Origin of the sequence: Streptomyces sp. NBC_01497, from assembly GCF_036250695.1 — a bacterium.
Taxonomy (GTDB): Bacteria; Actinomycetota; Actinomycetes; order Streptomycetales; family Streptomycetaceae; genus Streptomyces.
Genome location: NZ_CP109427.1, coordinates 6,693,298 through 6,715,631 on the forward strand (window position 1 = coordinate 6,693,298; position 22,334 = coordinate 6,715,631).

Below are 22,334 nucleotides of genomic sequence, written 5' to 3' on the forward strand. Positions count from 1 at the left end.
AGCCGTTCCCACAGGAGAGCTCTGCCATGACCACCGGCACGCATACCGGTACGACTCCACCCGCGCCCCCCGCGGCGCCCCGTCCGCCCGCCGTCCAGGCGCGCGACCTCGTCAAGACCTATCCGGGCTCCGTGACGGCGCTGGCCGGCCTGGCCATCACCGTCGAGTCCGGCAGTGTGCTCGGGCTCCTCGGGCCCAACGGCGCCGGCAAGTCCACCACCGTCAAGATCCTCACCACCTTGGCACGGCCGGACAGCGGCACGGCCGTCGTCGCGGGGCACGACGTGCTGCGCCACCCGGAGCGGGTGCGCCGCGCCATCGGCGTCGTCGCCCAGCGTTCGGGTGCCGACCCGGCCGCCACCGGCCGGGAGAACCTGCTCCTCCAAGGGCGTCTGTACGGGCTGCGGGGCGCCGAACTCACCCGCAGGGCTGATGCGTTGCTGGCCCGCTTCGGCCTCGCGGAGGCGGCGAAGCGGCTGGTGAAGGGGTACTCCGGCGGCATGCAGCGCCGGCTCGACGTCGCGCTGGGGCTGATCCACCGGCCCCAGGTGCTGTTCCTGGACGAGCCGACGACCGGCCTCGACCCCGAGTCGCGGACCGCCATGTGGGACGAGATCTCCCGGCTGGCGGCGGACGAGGGCCTGACGATCCTGCTCACCACGCACTACCTGGAGGAGGCCGACCGGCTCGCCGGGCGGATCGCCATCGTGGACCGGGGGCGCGTCGTCGTCGAGGGCACGCCGGACGAGCTGAAGGGCGAACTGCGCGGCGACGCCGTCCACCTGGAGCTGCGCGAGAGTGCCGAGCCCGGTGTGCTGCGCGCGGCGGTGGCCGGGCTGCCCGGCCTGCACGACGTGGCGGCCGGGGGCCGCCGGCTCAGCGTCCGGGCGGACGACGGCGCGGCCGCCGTGCCCCTGCTGCTCGCGGCGCTGGAGCGGGCCGGTGCGGCGGTGGCCGCCGCGACCGTGGCGAGACCCTCGCTCGACGACGTGTATCTGCGGTACGCGGGACGCCGCTTCGAGGACGCGCAGGCAGGGGCGGACGGCCCCGGTCGCACGGCCGACGGCACGGTCCCGGCCGCCGCGGGGGGTGCCCGATGAGCGCGCGCGCCCTCACCGACACCTGGTTCATGACGCGGCGTCAGCTCACCGCCACGGCACGGCAGCCGGTCTTCCTGTTCATCTCCCTGGTGCAGCCGGTGATCTGGCTGTTCCTGTTCGGCAACCTCTTCAAGAAGGTCGTCGAGCTCGGTGGCTTCGGCACCACCTCGTACCTGGACTACCTGATCCCCGGCATCGTGGTGATGAGCGCCCTGTCCTCCAGCATGTGGGCGGGCATGGGGATGCTGGAGGAGATCGAGCGCGGCACGCTCAACCGTTTCCTGTCCACGCCGGTCAGCCGTGGCGCCGTGCTCCACGGCAACGTCGTGCACAACGCGATCAGTACGGCCGTGCAGTCCCTGCTGATCGTGCTGCTCGGCCTCGCGGGCGGTGCCCGCTACCCGGGCGGAGCCGGCGGGATCGCCGTGCTCGTCGTCGCATCGGTCCTGCTCGGCACGGTCTTCGGCGCGCTGTCCAACGCGGTCGGCATGCTGGTGCGGCAGCGTGAGTCCATCATCGGCATCAACACGTTCCTGCTGCTGCCGCTGACGTTTCTCACCTCGGCGTTCATGGTGCCCGGTCAGATGCCGTCCTGGATGGCCCGCATCGCGACCTTCAACCCCGTCAACTGGGCGATGATCGCCGGCCGTTCAGCGATGTCAGCCGATCCGCACTGGGGCGACGTGCTGGGCAGGGGAGGGGCGTTGGCCGTGCTGACAGCGGTGGCCGTGGGGCTCTCGACGCTGACGTTCCGCTCCTACCAGAAGTCGGTGTGACCCGCCGGCCAGGACCGTCCGTATGAACCGGCCGGCGGGAAACCGCCGGTACGAGCCGACCGGCGGGACATGACCGGCGTCAACCCAGCGGTGTGAGCGCACCGGTGTCCGCGCCGGTGCGCTCACACCGCCGTGTCCCGCGGCGGTGTGAGCCGCGCCGGGCGGGTGGTGGGGTCAGGCCGGGGCCGGGCCTTCCTGCTCCTGCTCGACCTGGGCGTTCCACTCGCGCTTGACCGCGCGCCAGGCCTCGTCGCTGTGGCCGTGCCGCCAGTAGCCCGAGACCGACAGCCGCTCGCGCGGCACCTGCCGCTCCTGGCGCAGGTGCCGACGCAGCTCCTTGACGACACCGGCCTCGCCGTGGACGAACGCGTGCACGTCGCCGGCCGGGAAGTCCAACTCCCGCACCGCCGCGACCAGGGCCTCGCCGACCGGGCGCCCACCGCGGTGCAGCCAGGTCACCTCGACACCGGCGGGGCACGCGATCTTCTGTTCCTCGGCCGGGTCCGCGACCTCGACGAAGGCGTGCACCGGCACGTCGGAGGGGACCCGCTCCAGGGCGGCGGCGATGGCGGGCAGGGCGCTCTCGTCACCGGCGAGCAGATGCCAGTCGGCGTCCGGGTCCGGCGCGTACAGCCCGCCGGGGCCGAGGAAGCGCACCGTCTCACCGGGAACGGCCCGCGCGGCCCAGGGGCCCGCCAGCCCCTCGTCGCCGTGGACGACGAAGTCGAGAGTCATCTCCAGCGCGTCCGGGTCGAAGGCGCGCACCGTGTACGTCCGCGTCGTGGGCCACTGCTCGCGGGGGAACTCCTCGCGGATGCGCTCCATGTCGAACGGCTCGGGGTACCGGACGCCCGGCGCGGCGAAGATCACCTTCACGTAGTGGTCGGTGAACTCCCCGCACTGCAGGGAGGCCAGCCCCTCGCCGCCGATCACGATCCGCACCATGTGCGGGGTGATGCGCTCGGTGCGCACGACGCGCGCCTCACGGGCCGTCGGTGCCTTACGGCGCGGTTCCTCCGCCACGGCGAAACTCCCTGGTCGATATCGGCTTAGGCTTACCTAAGCTAACACCTCATCGGGCGAGGGTGGACAGGAGTCGCGTCAGCGACCCGCCGAGTCCCCACCGCTCGGCCAGGGCGTCCAGCGCGGCCGGGTCGCGGGGTCGCACGGGCAGCGCGGTGTCGACGTCGGGCAGCGGCACGTCCAAGGCGACGCGTACGACCTGCGGCGCGACGGCGATGTAGGGCCTTGCCTCGGCGAGGCGCTTGCGCTGGGAGGGGGTGAGCCTGGCGTGCGGGTCGTCGACCGCCGCCATGATCCCGGCGAGGTCGCCGAACGCGTCGAGCAGTTTCGCCGCGGTCTTCTCCCCGATGCCGGGCACGCCGGGCAGTCCGTCGCTCGGGTCGCCGCGCAGCAGCGCCAGGTCCACGTAACCCGCCCCGGACACCCCGTACTTCTCGCGCAGCGCCGCCTCGTCGGTCAGCTGGAGAGTGCCGACGCCCTTGACGGGGTACAGCACGCGCACCCCGCGCGCGTCGTCCACCAGCTGGTAGAGGTCCCGGTCGCCGGTGACGATGTCGACGGGGCCGGAGGCGCGCGCCGTGAACGTGCCGATCACGTCGTCCGCCTCGTAGCGGTCGACGCCGACGCGGGCGATGCCCAGCGCGTCCAGGACGGCCTCGATCACCGGTACCTGCGGCGAGAGGGTGTCGGGGATCTCCTCGTCGTCCGCCCCCTCGGTGTGCTCCTCGGCGACCCGGTGCGCCTTGTACGAGGGGATCAGGTCGACCCGCCACTGCGGGCGCCAGTCGGCGTCCATGCACGCGACGAGGGAGTCGGGGTGGTGGTCCTGGACGAGCCGGGAGATGAAGTCGAGCAGGCCGCGTACGGCGTTGACCGGGGTGCCGTCCGGGGCCCGTACGGAGTCGGGCACGCCGAAGTACGCGCGGAAGTACAGGGAGGCGGTGTCGAGGAGCATCAGGCGTCGCGTCACGTGGCAGATGATGCCGTAACCCCGTCGCGGGCGCAGACAGCCGCCGGCACGCGGCGGGTGGCGCGTCCCACGCATCCGAGATGTCCCGCGTGCAGCACCGACACGCCGAATTGAAGTGATGTAGATCACATAATTGTTTGGTCTGTATAAGTGCGGGCAGGCGCCGATGCGGAGCGGACCGCCCCCCGGCTTCCCCATGCCGGATGCGGGCGGGCAAGCGGGCAGACCCCGTGCCGCTCCACGGCTCGCCCGGCGGGGGTGGCGAGCCGTTTTCCGGTTCGACTCGTGAGGTTTATGTGTCCAGGCTGCAAGCCGAACACCTGTACAAGGTGTTCGGCAGACGACCAGATGAAGCTGTGACGAAGCTCCAGAGCGGTGCCGACCGTGAGGAGCTCCGCGCCGACGGGACGACGGCCGCCGTCATCGACGCATCCTTCACGGTCGAGCCGGGGCAGATCTTCGTGGTGATGGGCTTGTCGGGTTCCGGCAAGTCCACCCTGCTGCGGATGCTCAACGGACTGCTGGAACCGACCGCCGGCCGCGTCCTCTTCGACGGGGAGGACCTGACGGCCCTGTCCAAGGAGGGGCTCCGCGCCGTCCGGTCCAGCAAGATCAGCATGGTGTTCCAGCACTTCGCGCTCTTCCCGCACCGCAGCGTGCTGGAGAACGCCGCATACGGCCTGGAGGTCCAGGGCATGCCGCGCAAGCAGCGCGAGCAGCACGCCCGTGAGGCCCTGGAGATGACCGGCCTCGGCGGCTGGGAGAACTCCTGGCCCGACGAGCTTTCCGGCGGCATGCAGCAGCGCGTGGGCCTCGCCCGCGCCCTCGCCACGGACGCGGACCTGCTCCTCATGGACGAGTCCTTCAGCGCGCTCGACCCGCTGATCAGGCGCGACATGCAGGACCAGCTGCTGACGCTGCAGAAGCGGCTCAAGAAGACGATCGTCTTCATCACGCACGACCTCAACGAGGCCATGCGCCTCGGCGACCGCATCGCCGTGATGAGGGACGGCAGGATCGTCCAGCAGGGTTCCGGGCAGGACATCCTCGTCACCCCCGCCAACGACTACGTGGCGTCCTTCACCCAGGACGTCGACCGGTCGCGCGTGCTCACGGCCGGCGCGATCATGGCCGAACCCGAGACCGCGTACGGCAGCCGGACGGACTCCGGCAAGGAGCTCCGCACGGCCGAGGACGTCCTCGGCGCGGCGCCCGCCACCGTCACCGAGGACACGCCGATCATCGAGCTGTTCACGCCCTGCTCCACCAGCGCGGTGCCCGTCGCCGTCACCGGCGAGAACGGCCGGCTCGTGGGTGTCGTCCCGAGGGCGCGGCTGCTCGCCGTGCTCGGCGAGCCCATGACCCCGTCGGACGCAGCACCGGGGCCGGCCGCCGAGGGCGCCGCCACGGACAGCGACGCCACCACGGGCAAGGCGGTGGCCAGTGCCTAGGCTTCCCTTGGGCGACTGGGTGGACAGTGCGGTCAACTGGCTCCAGAACAACCTCGCCTGGCTGTTCGACGCCGTCTCCTGGCTCGTCAACCACCTCTACGACTGGATCTTCGACGTCCTGTCGGCTCCCCAGCCGCTGCTGCTCGCGGGCATCCTCGCCGTCATCGCCTGGTGGCTGCGGAGCCTGTCCGCCGGTGTGCTCGCCTTCATCGGCTTCGCACTGATCGACTCCATCGAGTTGTGGGACCACTCGATGCAGACGCTCTCGCTGGTCCTGGTGGCCACGGTCCTGACCCTGGTGATCGGGGTGCCACTGGGCATCTGGGCCGCCCGGTCCAAGACCGTCAGCTCGGTCTTCCGGCCGGTCCTCGACTTCATGCAGACCATGCCCGCCATGGTCTACCTGATCCCCGGCGTCATCTTCTTCGGCGTCGGCGTCGTGCCCGGCATCATCGCGACCATCGTGTTCGCGCTGCCGCCCGGCGTCCGCATGACCGAGCTGGGCATCCGGCAGGTCGACGAAGAACTGGTGGAGGCGGCCGACGCGTTCGGTACGCCGCCGCGCCAGACGCTGCTCCGCGTCCAGCTCCCGCTCGCCATGCAGACGATCATGGCCGGTGTCACGCAGAACGTGATGCTCGGACTGTCCATGGTGGTCATCGCTGGCATGGTCGGCGGTGGCGGCCTCGGTGGCGACGTCTTCCAGGCCATCGGCAACGTGAACATCGGCCTCGGCTTCGAGGCCGGCATCTCGATCGTCATCCTCGCCATCTACCTGGACCGGATGACCGGCGCGCTGGGCCAGCAGGTCTCGCCGCTCGGCCGGCGCACCCTCGCCAAGGCCCGTGAGATGGCCAGCGGCGTCACCGGCATGAAGCTCTGGAACCACCGGCCGCAGCCCGTCGTGGCGCTCGTCGGCGTGGTGGTCCTGGCACTGGCGGCCGGCGGCCTCGGCCTGTTCGGCGGCTCCACGTCCGACTCCACGTCCACCACGGCGGGCTCCGCCGAGAACGTGGGACACGGCAAGTCGGTGAGCATCGGCTACATCCCGTGGGACGAGGGCATCGCGTCCACGTACCTGTGGCAGGAGATGCTCCAGGAGCGCGGCTACAAGGTCAACGTCAAGCAGTACGACGCGGGCGCCCTCTACCAGGGCGAGGCCAACGGCCAGATCGACCTGCAGACCGACTCCTGGCTGCCCACCACGCACGCCGCGTACTGGAAGAAGTACGGCAGCAAGCTCGACGACATGGGCAAGTGGTACGACCAGACGTCGCTGGAGGTCTCGGTCCCCAGTTACGTCAAGGGCGTCAAGACCATGGCGGACCTCAAGGGGAAGGCCTCGGAGTTCGGCGGCCGGATCATCGGCATCGAGCCCAGCGCCGGCGAGATGGGCCTGCTCAAGACCAAGGTGCTCAAGGCGTACGGGCTAGACAAGGAGTACCAGGTCACCGACGGCTCCACGCCGAGCATGCTGTCCGAGCTCAAGCGCGACTACGCGCAGAAGAAGCCGGTCGCGGTCGTCCTGTGGTCGCCGCACTGGGCCTACAGCACGTACAAGCTCACCAAGCTCGCCGACCCCAAGAACGCCTGGGGCAAGGGCGACAGCATCCACATGCTCACCCGTAAGGGCTTCGCCCAGGACAACCCGGCCGTCGGGAACTGGCTGAAGAACTTCAAGATGAGCGAGAGCCAGCTCGGCAGCCTTGAGGCGCAGATCCAGAAGTCCGGTACGGGCCACGAGCTCGAAGCGGTCAAGACGTGGCTCAAGGCCAATCCGGGCCTCGTCGACAAGTGGGCTCCCGTACCCAAGAAGGACAAGTCGGTCCAGGCGGCCGTCGCCAAGGAGGCCGCCCGCCCGATCAACGTCGCGTGGTTCCCGTGGGACGAGGACGTCGCCGCCACCTACCTGTGGAAAGAGGTCCTCGCCAAGCGCGGCTACACGATGAACCTCAAGCAGTTCGACGTGGGACCGATGTACACCGCCCTGGCCAGGGGGCAGCTGGACGTCCAGTTCGACGGCTGGCTGCCGTACACGCAGAAGCCGTACTGGGACAAGTACCACAACGATCTGACCAAGATCGGCTACTGGTACGGGCCGACCTCGCTGGAGGTCGCGGTGCCCAGCTACGTCAAGGGCGTCAAGAGCTACTCCGACCTCAAGGGCAAGGGCAAGGAGTTCGGCAACCGGATCATCGGGATCGAGCCGGGCACCGAGGAGATGAACCTTCTCAAGAACAAGGTCCTGCCGACGTACGGCGTCGACAAGGAGTACAAGGTCGTCGACGGTTCGACGCCCGGCATGCTGTCCGAGCTCAAGCGTGACTACGCGCAGAAGAAGCCGGTCGCGGTCGTCCTGTGGTCGCCGCACTGGGCCTACAGCACGTACAAGCTCACCAAGCTCGCCGACCCGCAGAAGGCGTTCGGGACCGGCGACCAGCTGACGACGGTGGCCAGCAAGAAGTTCCCCCGGCAGTACCCGCAGCTGACCAAGTGGCTGAAGGACTTCAAGATGTCCGAGTCCGAGCTCGGCAGCCTGGAGAGCCAGATCAAGAAGGCCGGCACGGGGCACGAGGAGGACGCCGTCAAGGCGTGGATGAACAAGAACCCCGGCATCGTGGACAAGATGGCCCCGATGTAGCGGGAGCGGCCGGACCGGCGGGTCCGGGCGCGCGGCAGTACGGATCCGGCGGACCCCTCGGGGCCGCCGGATCCGCCGTCTCCCAGGAGCCCCGCGAGGCGCGACGGCCCCGGCGCGTACGGGGCCCCGGGGAACGCAGCGTCGGGGCCTGAGCACGACCTGTGACGGGCGTCACCCTTCGTCCGGTTCCCTATCGGCTCCGGAGGGACAAGTCTTGTCAGGGCGTCACCTCTGAGAAGATGGCGGTCCGGCCGGGAGGGAGCCCAGACATGGACGACAAGGAAGCGCTCAGGGTGGGCGCCGCCGTCCGCAGGCGGCGCAGGTCCCTGGGGCTGACGCTGGCGGCGGTCGCCGCCCGCAGCGGGCTCTCCGTACCGTTCCTCAGCCAGATCGAGAACGAGCGCGCCCGCCCCAGCACGCGTTCCCTGGAGCGGGTCGCCGACGCGCTGGAGACGACGCCGGCCGCGCTGCGCGCCGCCGCGGACTCCGCGCGCACCGTCGACGTCGTGCGGGGCGACGGCGACGCGGGCCCTCCCGCGCCCGGCGCCCGCCGGGTCGTGCGCGGCGGGCACCAGCTCGGTGCCAAGGAGTACACCGGCGAGCAGGACACCGGCCGCGAGTACCAGCACCGCAACGACGAGATCATGTACATCGCGGACGGTGCCGCCGAGGTCGAGGCCGAGGGCCGGGCCTACCGGCTGGAGCGCGGGGACACGCTCTACCTGTCCGGCGGTGTACGGCACCGCTGGCGCACCACCGAACCCGGCACGCGCATCCTGGTCGTCGCCGTCGCCGAACACATCGACGCGACCTTCGACCGGGACCGCTGAGCGGCCGCCCGTGATGGCCGCCCGAACGCACGCGAACCCCGGGCCGCGCGCCGTACGCCCCCGCGTCGTCTCCCTCGTCCCCTCGCTGACCGAGGCGCTCGCGGTGAGCGGCGCCGGGCTGCTCGTGGGGGCGACCGACTGGTGCGTGCGCCCCGCGGGCCTCGACGTCGCCCGGATCGGCGGCACCAAGAACCCCGATGTCGCCGCCGTCCTCGCACTGCGCCCCGATCTGGTGGTCGCCAACGAGGAGGAGAACCGCGCCGCCGACCTCGACGCCCTGCGGGCGGGCGGTGCGGAGGTGCTGGTCACCGAGGTCAGGACGCTGGAGCAGGCGTTCGCCGAACTGGACCGCGTCCTGGTGGACGGCTGCGGGCTCGCGGCACCGCCGCCCTGGCTCGCCCGGGCCCGGGCCGCCTGGGACGCCGTCCCCCCGCCGGGCGTCCCCCGGCGCGCGGTCGTCCCGGTGTGGCGCAGGCCCTGGATGGTGCTCGGCCGCGACACCTTCGCCGGGGACCTGCTCGCCCGCCTGGGGGTGTCCAACGTCTACGGGGACCACACCGAGCGCTACCCGCGCGTGCCGCTGGACGACCTGGTGGCCGCGGGCGCGGATCTCGTCGTACTGCCGGACGAGCCGTACCGGTTCACGGCCGACGACGGACCCGAGGCGTTCCCGGGGCTGCCGTCCGCCCTGGTCGACGGGCGCATGCTGACCTGGTACGGGCCGTCGCTGGTGGTGGCGCCCGACGCGCTGCGGGCGGCGTTGGGGGCCGGGTGCGGCTGACCGCCGGCGCGCCGGGCGTCGCCAGGGGCTGGGCGCGCCGGTGGGCAGGGCGTCCCGAGGGGTGAGGGCGCGGCAGGACCTGTTTCGCGCTGTGTCCGCCGCATCCGGCCCCTCGGCCGTGCTGTGTCAGCCGCGCCCGGCCCTCGACCGGCGGTGCGTCAACCGACCGGGTGTGACGGGTGGTCCGCGGCCGCGCGGACGAAGTCGGCCATCACGCGCGTGTCGTCCGCCATCTCGGGATGCCACTGCACACCGAGGACCCAGCGCCTGCCCGCCAGTTCGACCGCCTCGACCGTGCCGTCGGCGGCCACCGCGCACACCGTGAGGCCGTCGCCGAGCCGTTCCACCGACTGGTGGTGCTGGCTCGGCACGCCGAACTCCTCGGGTACGAGCGCCGCGTAGCGCGTGCCCGGCAGCGGGGTGACCGGGTGCGCGCCGAACTGCCCCGCGACCGTGCCGACATGGCCCTCGACGTGCTGCACGAGCGTGCCGCCGAGCGCCACGTTCAGCAACTGCAGACCCCGGCAGATGCCGAGCAGCGGTGTGTCCGCCGCGAGCGCCGCGTCGATCAGTGCCAGCTCCCACGCGTCGCGCTCCGGCGCGGGCGGCCCGGTGCGCGGGTGCCTCCGCGCCCCGTACCGCCCGGGTTCGACGTCGGGCCCGCCCGCGATCACCACGCCGTCGAGCCGCGCGAGGACCGCCGGCGCGGTGGCCGGGTCGCCGGGCGGGAGCATCACGGCGAGGCCCCCGGACCGCTGGACGAGCCCGGGGTAGCCGAGCGGCAGCAGGGCGGCGGGCATCCGCCAGGGGCCCCAGGCGGCCGAGTCCTCCCGGTAGGTGCTGATGCCGATCAGCGGTGTCATCTTGTCTCCTCGCCGGCCGCCCCGCGGCCAAAGGTCGTCATGGCTACCAAGCGGGCCCGGACGGCCCGCCCGCCCGCGGCGTCCCCGCCAGGAAGCCGCGCAGCAGCGCCGCCGTTCCCGCGCAGTGCTCCCGGGCGATCTCCCGGGCTGCCTCCGCGTCCCCTTCGAGGACCGCGCCGACCAGCGCGGTGTGCTGGACCTGGGAGTGTTCCAGGTTGCGCACCAGCAGCGGGATGCAGTCGAGGAGGTCGTTGACGCGCGAGCGTACCGCCGCGTACTGCGCCGTCAGGGTCGGCGTCCCGGCGAGTCGGGCGAGGGTGAGATGCAGCAGCGTGTCCCGCCTGCGGTAGTCGGCGAGCGGGGCGTCGCGGGTCGCGTCGAGGGCGGCGCGCAGCCGGCCGGCGCGCTCGCCCGACAGGCCCTCGGCCGCGCACAGCCCGGCCGCGCCGCTCTCCAGCACCTCCCGGAACCGCAGGACGTCCTCCAGGTCGGTGTCCGCCATCCGCCGCCGCAGCTCGTCGGTGCCCGCGCCGGGCGCGCGGGTGTCCGGGGCCGGCCTGGGGCGGACGAACGTGCCACCGTACCGTCCCCGCCTGCTCTCCACGAGCCCCTGGTCGGTCAGTACCCTCAGCACCTCGCGCAGGGTGACCCGGCTGACGCCGAGCCGCTCCGCGAGCTCACGCTCGGCGGGGAGCCGGCCGCCCGGCGGGACGAGGCCGAGCCGGACGACCTGGAGGATCTGCTCCAGGGCCTCCTCGAAGCCGTTGCCTGCCCGCACGGGCCGCACTACCGGGGCCAGCCCGTCCGCGCCGGCGGCGAAGGACGTGCCGGCGGACCCGCCCGCGCCGTCGCGGGAAGCCGCGCCCGCCACCGCTCGCGTGCGGGCGTTCGCGCCGGCGTTCGTGCGCGCCTGCGCTTCTGCTTTCGCGCGCCCGCCCACGTCCGGTTCCGCGCCGGTGTCACCGCCCTCCGCCACGCTGGCTCCCCTCTTCACAATCAAAGGTTCGAACCTATACCTTAAGGCTTCGGCTGACCGAAGGAGGAAGCACCCCGTGGCAGACCGCACACCCCCGCTCCCCACCGGCGAACTCGCCAGGCTCATCGGCACGGGCGAGGTGGACACCGTCGTCCTCGCCTTTCCCGACATGCAGGGCAGACTCCAGGGCAAGCGGTTCGCCGCGCCGTTCTTCCTCTCCGACGTCCTCGACCACGGAGCCGAGGGCTGCAACTACCTGCTCGCCGTCGACACCGAGATGAACACCGTCGACGGCTACGCGATGTCCTCCTGGGACCACGGCTACGGGGACTTCGCCCTGCGGCCCGACCCCTCCAGCCTGCGCCGCGTGCCCTGGCATCCCGGCACGGCACTGCTCATGGCAGACCTCGCCTGGAGCGACGGCTCGGCCGTCGTCGCCGCGCCCCGGCAGATCCTGCGCCGCCAGCTCGACCGCCTCGCGGAGCGCGGACTGAGCGCCCACGTCGGCACGGAACTCGAATTCATCGTCTTCAAGGACACCTACGAACAGGCCTGGGACGCCCGCTACCGGGGCCTGACCCCGGCCAACCAGTACAACATCGACTACTCCGTGCTCGGCACCGGCCGCATCGAACCGCTGCTGCGCCGCATCCGCAACGAGATGGCGGGCGCCGGCCTCACCGTCGAGTCGGCGAAGGGCGAATGCAACCCGGGCCAGCACGAGATCGCGTTCAAGTACGACGAGGCGCTGACCACCTGCGACCACCACGCCGTCTACAAGACCGGCGCCAAGGAGATCGCGGCGCAGGAGGGCGTCTCGCTGACGTTCATGGCCAAGTACGACGAGCGCGAGGGCAATTCGTGCCACATCCACCTCTCCCTGCGGGACCGGGACGGGCATCCGGTCATGGCGGACGAGGCGTCCGGGGGGATGTCCGCGCTCATGCGGCACTTCCTCGCGGGACAGCTCGCCGCGCTGCGGGACTTCGCCCTGCTGTACGCGCCCAACATCAACTCCTACAAGCGCTACCAGCCCGGTTCCTTCGCGCCCACGGCCGTCGCCTGGGGGCACGACAACCGCAGCTGCGCGCTGCGGGTCGTCGGCCACGGCGCCTCGCTGCGGTTCGAGAACCGGGTGCCGGGCGGTGACGTCAACCCCTACCTCGCGGTGGCGGGGCTGGTGGCCGCCGGGCTGTACGGCGTCGAGCACGAGCTGGAACTCCCCGACGCCTGCGCGGGCAACGCCTACGAGGGCGACTACGCGCGGGTGCCCGCGACGCTGCGCGAGGCCGCCGAGCGCTGGAGCGCCAGCGATATCGCGCGTGCCGCGTTCGGGGAGGAGGTCGTCGCCCACTACGCCAACATGGCGCGCGTCGAACTCGCCGCGTTCGACGCGGCCGTCACCGACTGGGAGCTGCGCCGCTCCTTCGAACGCCTCTAGGCGGTGCCCGTAGCCGCCGCCGTACCCCCGCGGCCCGCTGCCCGGGTCCGCGGGCCCGTCACACAAGGAGGACACCGCGCCCATGTCCCGGCACCACCACACCACCGGCGCGCCGGACGCCGCAGGACACCGCGTCCTCGACCCGGCCACCGGTGAGGTCTTCGCCACCGTCCCCGCCACCGGTCCCGCCGAGGTCGACGCGGCGGTGCGGCGCGCCGCCGCCGCCCAGCGCGGCTGGGCCGCCGCCGCGCCCGCCGACCGCGCCCGGCTGCTGCGCCGCTTCGCCGTCCTCGTGGACGAGCACGTGGAGGAGCTCGCCCGCCTGGAGGTGCGTCAGGCGGGCCACACCATCGGCAACGCCCGCTGGGAGGCGGGCAACTTCCGCGACCTCCTCGACTACGCGGCCGGGGGAGTGGAGCGCCTGACCGGCAGCCAGATCCCGGTCCCCGGGGGCGTCGACATCACCTTCCTCGAACCGCTCGGCGTGGTCGGTGTGATCGCACCCTGGAACTTCCCCATGCCCATCGCCGGCTGGGGCAGCGTGCCCGCGCTCGCGGCCGGCAACGCGGTCCTCCTCAAGCCCGCCGAGACCACCCCGCTCACCGCACTGCGCCTGGCCGAACTGGGCCTGGCGGCAGGCCTGCCCGAGTACCTCTTCCAGGTGCTGCCCGGTGCGGGGCCGGTCACCGGCGACGCGCTGGTGACGCATCCGGGCGTCGCGAAGATCGTCTTCACCGGGTCCGCCGCCGTCGGCACCTCCGTGATGGCGAAGTGCGCCGCCGCCGTGAAGCGGGTCACCCTGGAGCTCGGCGGCAAGAGCCCCAACATCGTCTTCGCCGACGCCGACCTCGAACGGGCCGCCGCGAGCGCCCCCATGGCCTTCCTGGACAACGCCGGCCAGGACTGCTGCGCCCGTACCCGCATCCTCGTGCAGCGCGACGTGTACGACCGTTTCCTCGACCTGCTGGCGCCCGCGATCGCCGCCGTCAGGGTCGGCGACCCGGCGGACGAGGACACCGACATGGGCCCGCTGATCTCCGCCGGGCAGCTGGAGCGCGTGCGCTCCTACGTCCCGGACACGGCACCCGGCATACGGGGCAGCGCCCCGCAGGGGCCGGGTTTCTGGTTCCCGCCGACCGTCCTGACGGATCTCGCTCCCGACGCGCCGGCCGCCACCGAGGAGGTCTTCGGGCCGGTGGCCGCCGTCCTGCCCTTCACGGACGAGGACGACGCGGTACGGCTCGCCAATGCCACGCCGTACGGCCTGTCCGGGTCGCTGTGGACACGGGACGTGGGCCGGGCGCTGCGCGTGTCGAAGGCCGTCGCGGCCGGGAACCTCTCCGTCAACTCCCACAGCAGCGTGCGCTACTGGACCCCCTTCGGCGGCTACAAGCGCTCCGGCCTGGGCCGCGAACTGGGCCCCGGCGCGCTCGCGGCCTTCACCGAGACCAAGAACGTCTTCATCAGCTCGGAGGACTGAAACCCATGACGAACATCCCGACCCCCGCCCCGGACGCGGGCGGCGCCGTCTCCGTCTGCCGCCGTCTCGTGGGCCGCACGGCCGTCGTCACCGGCGCCGGCAGCGGCATCGGCCTCGCCACCGTGCGCCGGCTCGCCTCCGAGGGCGCCCGCGTGGTCTGCGCCGACATCGATGAGGAAACGGGCAGGGCCGCCGCGGCCGAGGTGGACGGCCTGTTCGTACGGGTCGACGTCACCGACGCCGAACAGGTCGAGGCGCTGTTCGAGGCCGCGTACGACACGTACGGCAGTGTCGACGTCGCCTTCAACAACGCGGGCATCTCGCCGCCCGACGACGACTCGATCCTCGACACCGGTCTCGACGCGTGGCGGCGCGTCCAGGAGGTCAACCTGACGTCCGTCTACCTGTGCTGCAAGGCCGCCATCCCGTACATGCGCCGCCAGGGCCGGGGCTCCATCATCAACACGGCCTCCTTCGTGGCCCGGATGGGCGCCGCGACCTCGCAGATCTCCTACACCGCGTCCAAGGGGGGCGTGCTCGCCATGTCGCGGGAACTCGGCGTCCAGTTCGCCCGCGAGGGCATCCGGGTCAACGCGCTGTGCCCGGGGCCGGTCGACACCCCGCTGCTGCGTGAGCTGTTCGCGAAGGACCCGGAGCGGGCGGCGCGCAGGCTGGTGCACATCCCCCTCGGCCGGTTCGCGGAGGCCACGGAGATCGCCGCCGCCGTCGCGTTCCTCGCCAGCGACGACGCGTCGTTCGTGAACGCCTGCGACTTCCTCGTCGACGGCGGTATCTCCGGTGCGTACGTGACGCCGCTGTAGCCGGCGGCGCCGCGGTCCTGGCGGTGTCTCACGGCGCACCCCGGCCCGGGGCGCGCCGTGAGGAAGCCGGGGATCAGCGGACGCGTCCCACCCCGGCGTACCCGGAGTCCGCGCCCGGCAGCCCGGCGTCCGCCGGCTGCGGGGTGTCCTTGTACCAGCAGGGCACCAGACCCGGCTCCACGAGGTCGAGCCCGTCGAAGAACCGCAGGATCTCGGCGTGCGTACGGGGCCGCAGGTCGATGCCGGCGGCCCGGTACTCGTCCGTCCGGTCCTGCTCGGCGGTCAGCCGGTCCAGGCTGAGGTGGGAGAGGATCAGGCAACTGCCGGGCACGAGCGGTTCGAGCAGTCTGCGCACGATGCCGTACGGGTCCCGGCCGTCGGGCACGAAGTGCAGCAGCGCGATCAGGGAGAGGGCGATCGGCCGGTCGAAGTCCAGCGTCCCGCAGGCGCGTTCGAGGATGGCGTCGGGGTCGAGGACGTCCGCCTGGACGTAGTCGGTGCGGCCCTCGGGGGAACTGACCAGCAGCGCCTCTGCGTGCCGCAGCACGATCGGGTCGTTGTCGACGTAGACGACCCGGCACGCCGGATCCACGTCCTGCGCTATCTGGTGGAGGTTCGGTTCGGTGGGAATGCCGGTGCCCACGTCCAGGAACTGCCGGATGCCGTCGGCGGCCGTCCAGGCGATCACCCGGCGCATGAACGCCCTGTTGGCCGCTGCGCCGTTGCGCGCCTCGACCGGCAGCCGCTCGGCGACGGCCTGGTCGACGGGGTAGTTGTCCTTCCCGCCGAGCAGGTAGTCGTAGATGCGCGCGGGATGCGGCCTGCTGGTGTCGATCACGGGCCGGGGCGTGCCTGCTGTCATGGGTGGACCTCCTGAATGTCCGGCCGTCACCACCTCGCCGTACGGCCGCCGTAGGCACGGACCCTGCCACACCCGACCCGGCCGCGGCACCCGCGGCCCCCGGAACCCGAACCTCCGTCACCTCGCCGGAACAGCAGGTGAGTTGGCGAGAGCCCGATGCCGGGGCGCGCCCGCGGGACACTAGAGGAAGGTGAGCCCCTCGCCCCGGTACGTCGGCACCGTCGCGCTCACCCGGTCGCCCTCGACCAGGTGCAGCGCGGCGAACCGCTCGCACATCTCGCCCGCCTTCGCGTGCCGGAACCACACCGTGTCGCCGATCAGCAGATCGTCCGCGGCCGAGCCCAGTAGCGGCGTCTGCACCTCACCGGGGCCCTCCTGCGCGTCGTAGCGCAGCCCCTCCGGCAGGTACGGCACCGGCAGCCGGTCCTGGCCCGCGACGCCGGACGCCGGATAGCCGCCGCCCAGCACCGTCACCACGCCGACCCCCGGCCTGCGCACGACGGGCTGCCCGAACAGCGCGGCCGGACGCCCGGAGAACGACGTGTAGTTGTCGAACAGGCGCGGCTGGTAGAGCCCCGACCCCGCGGCGATCTCCGTCACCGCGTCCTCCGCCGCCGTGTGCTGCACGCTGCCCGTGCCGCCGCCGTTGACGAACTCCAGCTCCGGGGCCACCGCCCGCACCGCGCGTACCGCCTCCGCGCGCCGCCCCGCCAGCTCCCTGCGCGCCGCCGCCTGCATCAGCCGGATCGCGCGCGAGCGCAGCGGCCGGCCCGCCACCGTGTCGCCGACACCCGCCACATGGCCCTCGTACCCCATCAGGCCGACCAGCCGGAACCCCGGCCTGCGCGCCACCGACCGCGCCAGGTCCGCAAGTTGAGCCGGTTCGCTCAGCGGTGAGCGCAGCGGGCCGATCCGTACCCGGCCGCCGAACATCCGCAGCGAGGTGTCGAGTTCCAGGCAGACCCGGATCTCCTCCCGGCCGCCGTCGCGCGCCGCGTCGATCAGGTCCAGTTGCGCCGGATCGTCGACCATGACGGTGACCGAGCCCGCGAGCTTCGGATCGGCCGCGAGCTCCCCGTACGCCGAGCGGTCCGCCGACGGGTAGGCGAGCAGCACGTCGTCGAAACCCGCCCGCGCGAGCCACAGCGACTCCGGCAGGGTGAACGACATCAGGCCCGCGAAACCGTCCCGCGCGAGGACCCGCTCCAGCAGGGCCCGGCAGCGAACCGACTTGCTGGCCAACCGGATCGGCTTGCCGCCCGCGCGCCGGACGAGATCGTCGGCGTTCGCGTCGAATGCCTCCAGGTCCACGACGGCCAGCGGCGCTTCGAGATGCGCGGTGGCCCGGTCGTACCGGGCCCGGTCGGAGGCGAAGGGAGTCATGGGCCGAGCTTGCCAGAGCCGATTACCTGACGGTAGACGTGCGCGTGCCGCGCGTCGGGACGGCACCCGCAGCGTTGCCCGCGCGGGGTCCCGGTACTCCCGCGAGCCCGTAGAGTTACGTCCGGACTCCGGGCGAACGGGCGTGTCCCGTACGGTGATCCGCAACGCGGCCCGACGCGCGCCCGGCCGGGCAGGCACGGACTTCAGGGACCCGGAGGGGCGGATGAGCATCGAGGCGCAGGGCTCCGCCGTACCGCCGCCGCCCACGGCTCCGCCACGGCAGGCCGCTCGGCCGTCGGTCCCGCCGCCGTCGGTCCCGCCGGGACCCGGGACGCCGCCGAGATCATCCGTACCTCCCGTACCGCCACTGCCTCCGGTGCCGTACCAGGCGTCGGCAGCGCGGACCCCGGGCGCGGGGCCCTGGGCCGGCCCCGCGCGGACGGTGCCTCCGCTCCCGCCCCTGCCACCGGGACACGTCGCGGCGCCGGCACCGCCCGGCGCGCCCACCGCGACCTCCACCGCGCTCCGGCCCGGGCCGGGCAGCCGGCTCCCGCGCACGGCGGCGGTCGTCGCACTGTTCGTCCTCGGCCTCGGGCTCGTCGGCGGCGCGCTCGCCGGGAACTGGCTGCTCGACGACGACCCGGACGCCCCCACCGCGGTCAGCCGCTTCGACGCCGCGCGCGACCTGTGGCACAGCACGCCCGTCGACACACTCTTCCCGCCCGTCCTCGACGGCGTGGGAGCGGGACCCGACGGCGCCCGGCGCACCTGGACGCGGCTCGGCGTGGCCCCCGACAGCGGCTGCGCCGGCGCGCTCGATCCGGCCCTCGCCACCGCTCTGCGCTCGGTGGGCTGCCTGCGGGTGATACGGGCGACCTACCGGGACGCGACCTCCAGCGACATCACCACCGTCGGCCTCGTCTTCACCAAGGCCGACCCGGTGGCCATGACCACTCTGCGCACCGGCTTCGCCGACCGGCACCTCGCGGCGGACACCGCCCTCGTGCCCACCGCCTACGCCGTACCCGGCACCATCGCCGCGTCCTTCGGGGACCGGCAGCGCGCCAGTTGGAGCATCGACATCCTCACCCAGGCCCCGGTCGTCGTCTACGCCGTGAGCGGCTTCGCCGACGGGCGCACGGTCACCGCGCCGGAACCTGCCGCGTCGGCCACGGCCGCACACGCCACGAGTCCCGCCGCGCAGGCCGGACTCGGTTTCGAGGCCAGGGGCCTCGCCGACAGCGTCGAGCGCGGCATACGGACCCTGACCGCCGCGCGGCCGGCGGCCCACCGATGAGGCGCCGCGCGCCGGGTCCCGCCCGTGCCGGACACCGTCTGCGGCGTACCGCTGCGGTCCTCACCGCCGCGTCGTTCCTGCTGCTCGTGCCCGCGTCGCCGGCGAGCGCCGACGCCATACGCGACCAGCAGTGGGCGCTCGACCAACTCCACGCCCAGCAGGCGTGGCGCAGCAGCAAGGGCCACGGGATCACCGTCGCCGTCCTCGACACGGGCGTCGACGACACCCACCCCGACCTCACCGGACAGGTGCTCACCGGCAAGGACTTCATCGGTTTCGGCGCCCGGCGCGGCGACCGGTCCTGGGCCCGGCACGGCACGGCGATGGCGAGCATCATCGCGGGCCACGGTCACGGCCCGGGCGACAGTGACGGCGTGCTCGGCCTCGCGCCCCAGGCGAGGATCCTGCCCGTGCGGGTCATCCTGGAGGGCACCGACCCGGCCCGCGACCGCGCGCGCACCAGCCGGGGCGACGCGCTCGCCCTCGGCATCCGCTGGGCCGTCGACCACGGCGCCGACGTCATCAACCTCTCCCTCGGCGACGACAGCGCCTCCGCGCACCCCGAGCGCTCGGAGGACGAGGCCGTGCAGTACGCGCTGGCCAAGGGCGTGCCCGTGGTCGCCTCCGCCGGCAACGGCGGACAGAAGGGCGACCACATCTCCTACCCGGCCGCCTACCCGGGTGTGATCGCCGTCGCGGCCGTCGACAAGTACGGCACGCCCGCGGACTTCTCCACCCGCCGCTGGTACGCCGATGTCAGCGCCCCCGGCGTCGACGTGGTGATAGCGGACCCGGACCGCCACTACTACGAGGGCTGGGGCACCAGCGCCGCCGCCGCCTTCGTCTCCGGCACCGTCGCCCTCGTACGCTCCGCCTACCCGCACCTCACGCCCGCGCAGATCAAGAAACTGCTGGAGGACACCGCGCGGGACGCCCCCAAGGGCGGCCGCGACGACGCCACCGGCTACGGACTCGTCGACCCGGCCGCAGCCCTCGCCGACGCCGCCCGGCTCTCCCGCGCCGACGTGCGCGGCACCTCCGCCGGATACACCCGGCGCTACTTCGGCCAGGGGCCCACCCCGCCGCACCATCCCGACGGGCCACCGGCCTGGCCGGCCCCCGTCGCGGGCGGTGCGGGCGGCGTCCTGCTGGTCGCGGCGGGCGTCCTGTGGGTGTCCGGCAGACGGCAGCGGCGTCGGCAGGACGCCGTGCTCTAGCCAGCGGGCCGGACCGGTTTCCGGGGGCCGCGGTTCCGGGGCGTTCCCCGGGCCGGGAGCGCCCGGCGTGCTCCGCCGGGCAGGCCCTAAGCTCGTCGCGTGGCTCTCAAGAACATCCCCGACTCCGGTTTCGCGCACGACGACGGCACCGCCGCCCCCGAGCTCGCCGCGGCGCTCGCCGCCTGGTCGAACGACAGGAGCGCCGAGCCCCGCGTGCTCGCCGCACTCCAGGAGGCGCGGCTGCTGGTCCCGGTGGTCGCCGTCCTCGGCGAGGTCGAGGAGCCGGACACCGCCGGCCACGGCGCGGGCGCCGGGCTGCGCCGTGAGAAGACCAGCGACATGGCCGTGCCCACGCTCACCGTCGGCGACCGGCGGGCACTGCCCGCCTTCACCTCCACGGCGGCGCTCGCCGCGTGGGACCCGGCGGCACGCCCCGTCGCCGTGCCGCTGCACCAGGCGCTGCGGGCGGCGGCGCACGAGGGAGCGGACACCCTGGTGCTCGACCTCGCGGGCCCGGTGACCTACCAGCTGACCGGCCCCGCGTTGCGGGCGCTCGCCGAGGGGCGCGGCGACGCCGACCCGTTGAAGGACCCGGCCGTCACCGGTGCCGTACGGGAGGTCGTGGCGGCCGAGCCGGCCGTGGTCCGCGCCTATCTGGGGCCGGGCAGCGCCGACGGCCTGCTGGCCCTGGTGCTGGACGGGGACGCGGGCGCCGCCGCCCGCACGGTCGCGGGGGCGCTCGCGGCCCACGAGACGCTCAGGGCCCGCCTGGTGCGGGGTCTGGACGTGGCGCTGCTGCCGGCCGGGGCGATGCCGCCGGGGGAGCCCCTGTACGTACGCGGAGTACGCGGAGGGTGAGCGCCGGCCTCTGGCGGGGACGCGGCGCGTGAGCGTCCAGCGCGGTCGGCACGGCTCGCGGGGTGAGAGGCGCGCGGCGCGTCTCAGCCGTAGATCGGGCCCGTGTACTTCTCGCCGGGGCCCTGGCCCGGCTGGTCCTTGACGACGGATGCCTCGCGGAACGCCAGCTGGAGCGACTTGAGCCCGTCCCGCAGCGGTGACGCGTGGAACGAGCTGATCTCCGTCGCGCTCGCGTCCATCAGCCCGGCGAGCGAGTGGATCAGCTTGCGCGCCTCGTCGAGGTCCTTGTGCTCCTCGCCCTCCTCGGTCAGGCCGAGTTTCACGGCTGCCGCGCTCATCAGGTTGACCGCCACCGTGACGATCACCTCGACGGCGGGCACCTCCGCGATGTCGCGGGTCAGGGCGTCGTAGTCGGGCTGCTCGGGGGCAGCCTGACCGGCTGCGGGCGTCGCGTCACTCATGCCCCTTACCCTAGGGCTTCCGGGAAGCACCCCCCGCCGCGCAGCCGGTTCGCCGCTGCCTTCGCGGGGTGTTAACCTTGTGTGATGACCGGTCGGGTGCGCATGTACCCGGCCCACAAGTGGAGGCTCCGATCTCCCACCTGGCCGCCTTTCGAGGTGGCGGGTCACCGGTCAGGTGGTGCCCATCGTTCCGTACGGACGATGGAGCCGCCCGATGCGCCCCGTGTGGAACACGGCGGTGCTCCGGTATTCCTTGGAGCTCCTGCCTGTGTCCGTTCGGGGCATTTTTGATGTTCCGCCACGGTTGGTCAGTACAGACATGGTGATGCGGCTGTCTGCCAGACAGCCGGTCAGTCCTAACCGAGGAGGATCCATCAGCGCCGAGCCCCGCATCAACGACCGGATTCGTGTTCCCGAAGTACGACTCGTCGGTCCCAGTGGCGAGCAGGTCGGCATCGTGCCGCTTGCCAAGGCCCTGGAACTCGCGCAGGAGTACGACCTTGACCTCGTCGAGGTCGCGGCGACCGCGCGTCCGCCCGTGTGCAAGCTCATGGATTACGGAAAGTTCAAGTACGAGTCGGCCATGAAGGCCCGTGAAGCGCGCAAGAACCAGGCGCACACGGTCATCAAGGAGATGAAGCTCCGGCCGAAGATCGACCCGCACGACTACGACACCAAAAAGGGTCACGTGGTGCGGTTCCTCAAGCAGGGCGACAAGGTCAAGATCACGATCATGTTCCGCGGTCGTGAGCAGTCCAGGCCCGAACTGGGCTTCCGGCTGCTGCAGCGCCTCGCTTCGGACGTGGAGGACCTCGGTTTCATCGAGTCCAACCCGAAGCAGGACGGCCGCAACATGATCATGGTGCTCGGCCCGCACAAGAAGAAGACCGAGGCCATGGCCGAGGCCCGGGAGGCCCAGGCCGCCCGTAAGGCCGAGCGCCAGGGTGGTGGGCAGCTCACGGCTGACGCCGACGAGCACGCCGAGACGGCTGACGAGTCCACCGAGGTGGCCGAGGTGGCCGAGGAGTCCGCCGAGGCGTGAACCGCGGGCGCTCCACAGGACTGCCTCCGGTCCCGGGCCCGTCCCGGAACCCCATACCGAA

General features: G+C 72.8%; 20 protein-coding genes. 13 read left to right on the plus strand and 7 right to left on the minus strand.

The annotated features are described in order from the left end of the window. The first annotated feature begins 26 nt into the window (after positions 1–26). Complete coding sequence (locus OG310_RS28300) at positions 27–1,100, plus strand: ATP-binding cassette domain-containing protein (protein WP_329458680.1); 1,074 nt, start codon at positions 27–29, stop codon at positions 1,098–1,100. Next, on the plus strand, positions 1,097–1,876 hold the full coding sequence (locus OG310_RS28305; protein WP_329458681.1) for an ABC transporter permease: 780 nt from the start codon (positions 1,097–1,099) through the stop codon (positions 1,874–1,876). Before OG310_RS28300 ends, OG310_RS28305 begins: the two co-directional genes overlap by 4 nt. Before the next feature lie 174 nt (positions 1,877–2,050). Here OG310_RS28305 and OG310_RS28310 read toward each other — a convergent pair whose 3' ends face one another. Both OG310_RS28310 and OG310_RS28315 read right to left on the minus strand, forming a co-directional pair. Further along, complete coding sequence (locus OG310_RS28310) at positions 2,051–2,899, minus strand: siderophore-interacting protein (RefSeq protein WP_329458682.1); 849 nt, start codon at positions 2,897–2,899, stop codon at positions 2,051–2,053. Positions 2,900–2,948: 49 nt separating this feature from the next. Beyond that, entirely contained in the window at positions 2,949–3,854 is a 906-nt protein-coding gene (locus OG310_RS28315; RefSeq protein ID WP_329460433.1) for a 5'-3' exonuclease, read from the minus strand. 311 nt (positions 3,855–4,165) lie between these two features. Here OG310_RS28315 and OG310_RS28320 point away from each other — a divergent pair, with 311 nt between their 5' ends. The 4 genes from OG310_RS28320 (at position 4,166) to OG310_RS28335 (ending at position 9,572) form a co-directional block, all read left to right on the plus strand. Beyond that, positions 4,166–5,320: a quaternary amine ABC transporter ATP-binding protein gene (locus OG310_RS28320; RefSeq protein ID WP_329458683.1), complete on the plus strand. Its 1,155-nt coding sequence runs from the start codon at positions 4,166–4,168 to the stop codon at positions 5,318–5,320. After that, positions 5,313–7,961 carry an ABC transporter permease/substrate binding protein gene (locus OG310_RS28325; protein ID WP_329458684.1) on the plus strand — a complete coding sequence of 883 codons (2,649 nt, stop codon included), beginning with the start codon at positions 5,313–5,315 and terminating at the stop codon, positions 7,959–7,961. Before OG310_RS28320 ends, OG310_RS28325 begins: the two co-directional genes overlap by 8 nt. Positions 7,962–8,230: 269 nt before the next feature. Beyond that, positions 8,231–8,791 (plus strand): helix-turn-helix domain-containing protein, encoded by a 561-nt coding sequence (locus tag OG310_RS28330; protein WP_329458685.1) that lies wholly within the window; start codon positions 8,231–8,233, stop codon positions 8,789–8,791. A 13-nt stretch (positions 8,792–8,804) separates the two neighbouring features. Then, positions 8,805–9,572, plus strand: a complete 768-nt coding sequence (locus tag OG310_RS28335) for a helical backbone metal receptor (protein ID WP_329458686.1) — start codon at positions 8,805–8,807, stop codon at positions 9,570–9,572. A gap of 158 nt (positions 9,573–9,730) precedes the next feature. Here the strand turns inward: OG310_RS28335 and OG310_RS28340 are convergent, their stop codons facing one another. Then, positions 9,731–10,435 (minus strand): gamma-glutamyl-gamma-aminobutyrate hydrolase family protein, encoded by a 705-nt coding sequence (locus OG310_RS28340; protein ID WP_329458687.1) that lies wholly within the window; start codon positions 10,433–10,435, stop codon positions 9,731–9,733. Positions 10,436–10,478: 43 nt separating this feature from the next. Beyond that, positions 10,479–11,234, minus strand: a complete 756-nt coding sequence (locus tag OG310_RS28345) for a FadR/GntR family transcriptional regulator (RefSeq protein ID WP_329460434.1) — start codon at positions 11,232–11,234, stop codon at positions 10,479–10,481. Positions 11,235–11,487: 253 nt separating this feature from the next. On the opposite strand from OG310_RS28345, the gene OG310_RS28350 reads away from it, so the two are divergent. The 3 genes from OG310_RS28350 to OG310_RS28360 all read left to right on the plus strand — a co-directional run bounded on the left by OG310_RS28350 (position 11,488) and on the right by OG310_RS28360 (position 15,153). Further along, the gene (locus tag OG310_RS28350; RefSeq protein ID WP_329458688.1) at positions 11,488–12,852 is read left to right on the plus strand and encodes a glutamine synthetase family protein; all 1,365 of its coding nucleotides are present in this window, start codon (positions 11,488–11,490) and stop codon (positions 12,850–12,852) included. Between the two features lie 82 nt (positions 12,853–12,934). Further along, on the plus strand, positions 12,935–14,332 hold the full coding sequence (locus OG310_RS28355; RefSeq protein ID WP_329458689.1) for an aldehyde dehydrogenase family protein: 1,398 nt from the start codon (positions 12,935–12,937) through the stop codon (positions 14,330–14,332). A gap of 5 nt (positions 14,333–14,337) precedes the next feature. After that, positions 14,338–15,153 carry a 3-oxoacyl-ACP reductase gene (locus tag OG310_RS28360; RefSeq protein ID WP_329458690.1) on the plus strand — a complete coding sequence of 272 codons (816 nt, stop codon included), beginning with the start codon at positions 14,338–14,340 and terminating at the stop codon, positions 15,151–15,153. A 73-nt stretch (positions 15,154–15,226) separates the two neighbouring features. Here OG310_RS28360 and OG310_RS28365 read toward each other — a convergent pair whose 3' ends face one another. Together OG310_RS28365 and OG310_RS28370 are read right to left on the minus strand one after the other, a co-directional pair. After that, complete coding sequence (locus tag OG310_RS28365; RefSeq protein WP_329458691.1) at positions 15,227–16,015, minus strand: SAM-dependent methyltransferase; 789 nt, start codon at positions 16,013–16,015, stop codon at positions 15,227–15,229. Between the two features lie 180 nt (positions 16,016–16,195). Next, on the minus strand, positions 16,196–17,398 hold the full coding sequence (locus OG310_RS28370) for an amino acid deaminase/aldolase (RefSeq protein WP_329458692.1): 1,203 nt from the start codon (positions 17,396–17,398) through the stop codon (positions 16,196–16,198). A 376-nt stretch (positions 17,399–17,774) separates the two neighbouring features. Here OG310_RS28370 and OG310_RS28375 point away from each other — a divergent pair, with 376 nt between their 5' ends. The 3 genes from OG310_RS28375 to OG310_RS28385 all read left to right on the plus strand — a co-directional run bounded on the left by OG310_RS28375 (position 17,775) and on the right by OG310_RS28385 (position 20,770). Further along, positions 17,775–18,695, plus strand: coding sequence for a hypothetical protein (locus OG310_RS28375; protein WP_329458693.1), 921 nt, complete (start codon positions 17,775–17,777; stop codon positions 18,693–18,695). Continuing rightward, positions 18,692–19,912: a type VII secretion-associated serine protease mycosin gene (gene mycP / locus OG310_RS28380; RefSeq protein ID WP_329458694.1), complete on the plus strand. Its 1,221-nt coding sequence runs from the start codon at positions 18,692–18,694 to the stop codon at positions 19,910–19,912. Before OG310_RS28375 ends, mycP begins: the two co-directional genes overlap by 4 nt. A gap of 99 nt (positions 19,913–20,011) precedes the next feature. After that, entirely contained in the window at positions 20,012–20,770 is a 759-nt protein-coding gene (locus OG310_RS28385) for an SseB family protein (protein ID WP_329458695.1), read from the plus strand. Between the two features lie 83 nt (positions 20,771–20,853). On the opposite strand, the gene OG310_RS28390 is transcribed toward OG310_RS28385, so the two are convergent. Further along, positions 20,854–21,231 (minus strand): DUF1844 domain-containing protein, encoded by a 378-nt coding sequence (locus tag OG310_RS28390; protein WP_329458696.1) that lies wholly within the window; start codon positions 21,229–21,231, stop codon positions 20,854–20,856. 325 nt (positions 21,232–21,556) lie between these two features. Between OG310_RS28390 and infC the strand changes: the two genes are divergently transcribed. Next, entirely contained in the window at positions 21,557–22,273 is a 717-nt protein-coding gene (gene infC / locus OG310_RS28395; RefSeq protein WP_329460435.1) for a translation initiation factor IF-3, read from the plus strand. The last annotated feature ends 61 nt before the right edge of the window (positions 22,274–22,334 follow it).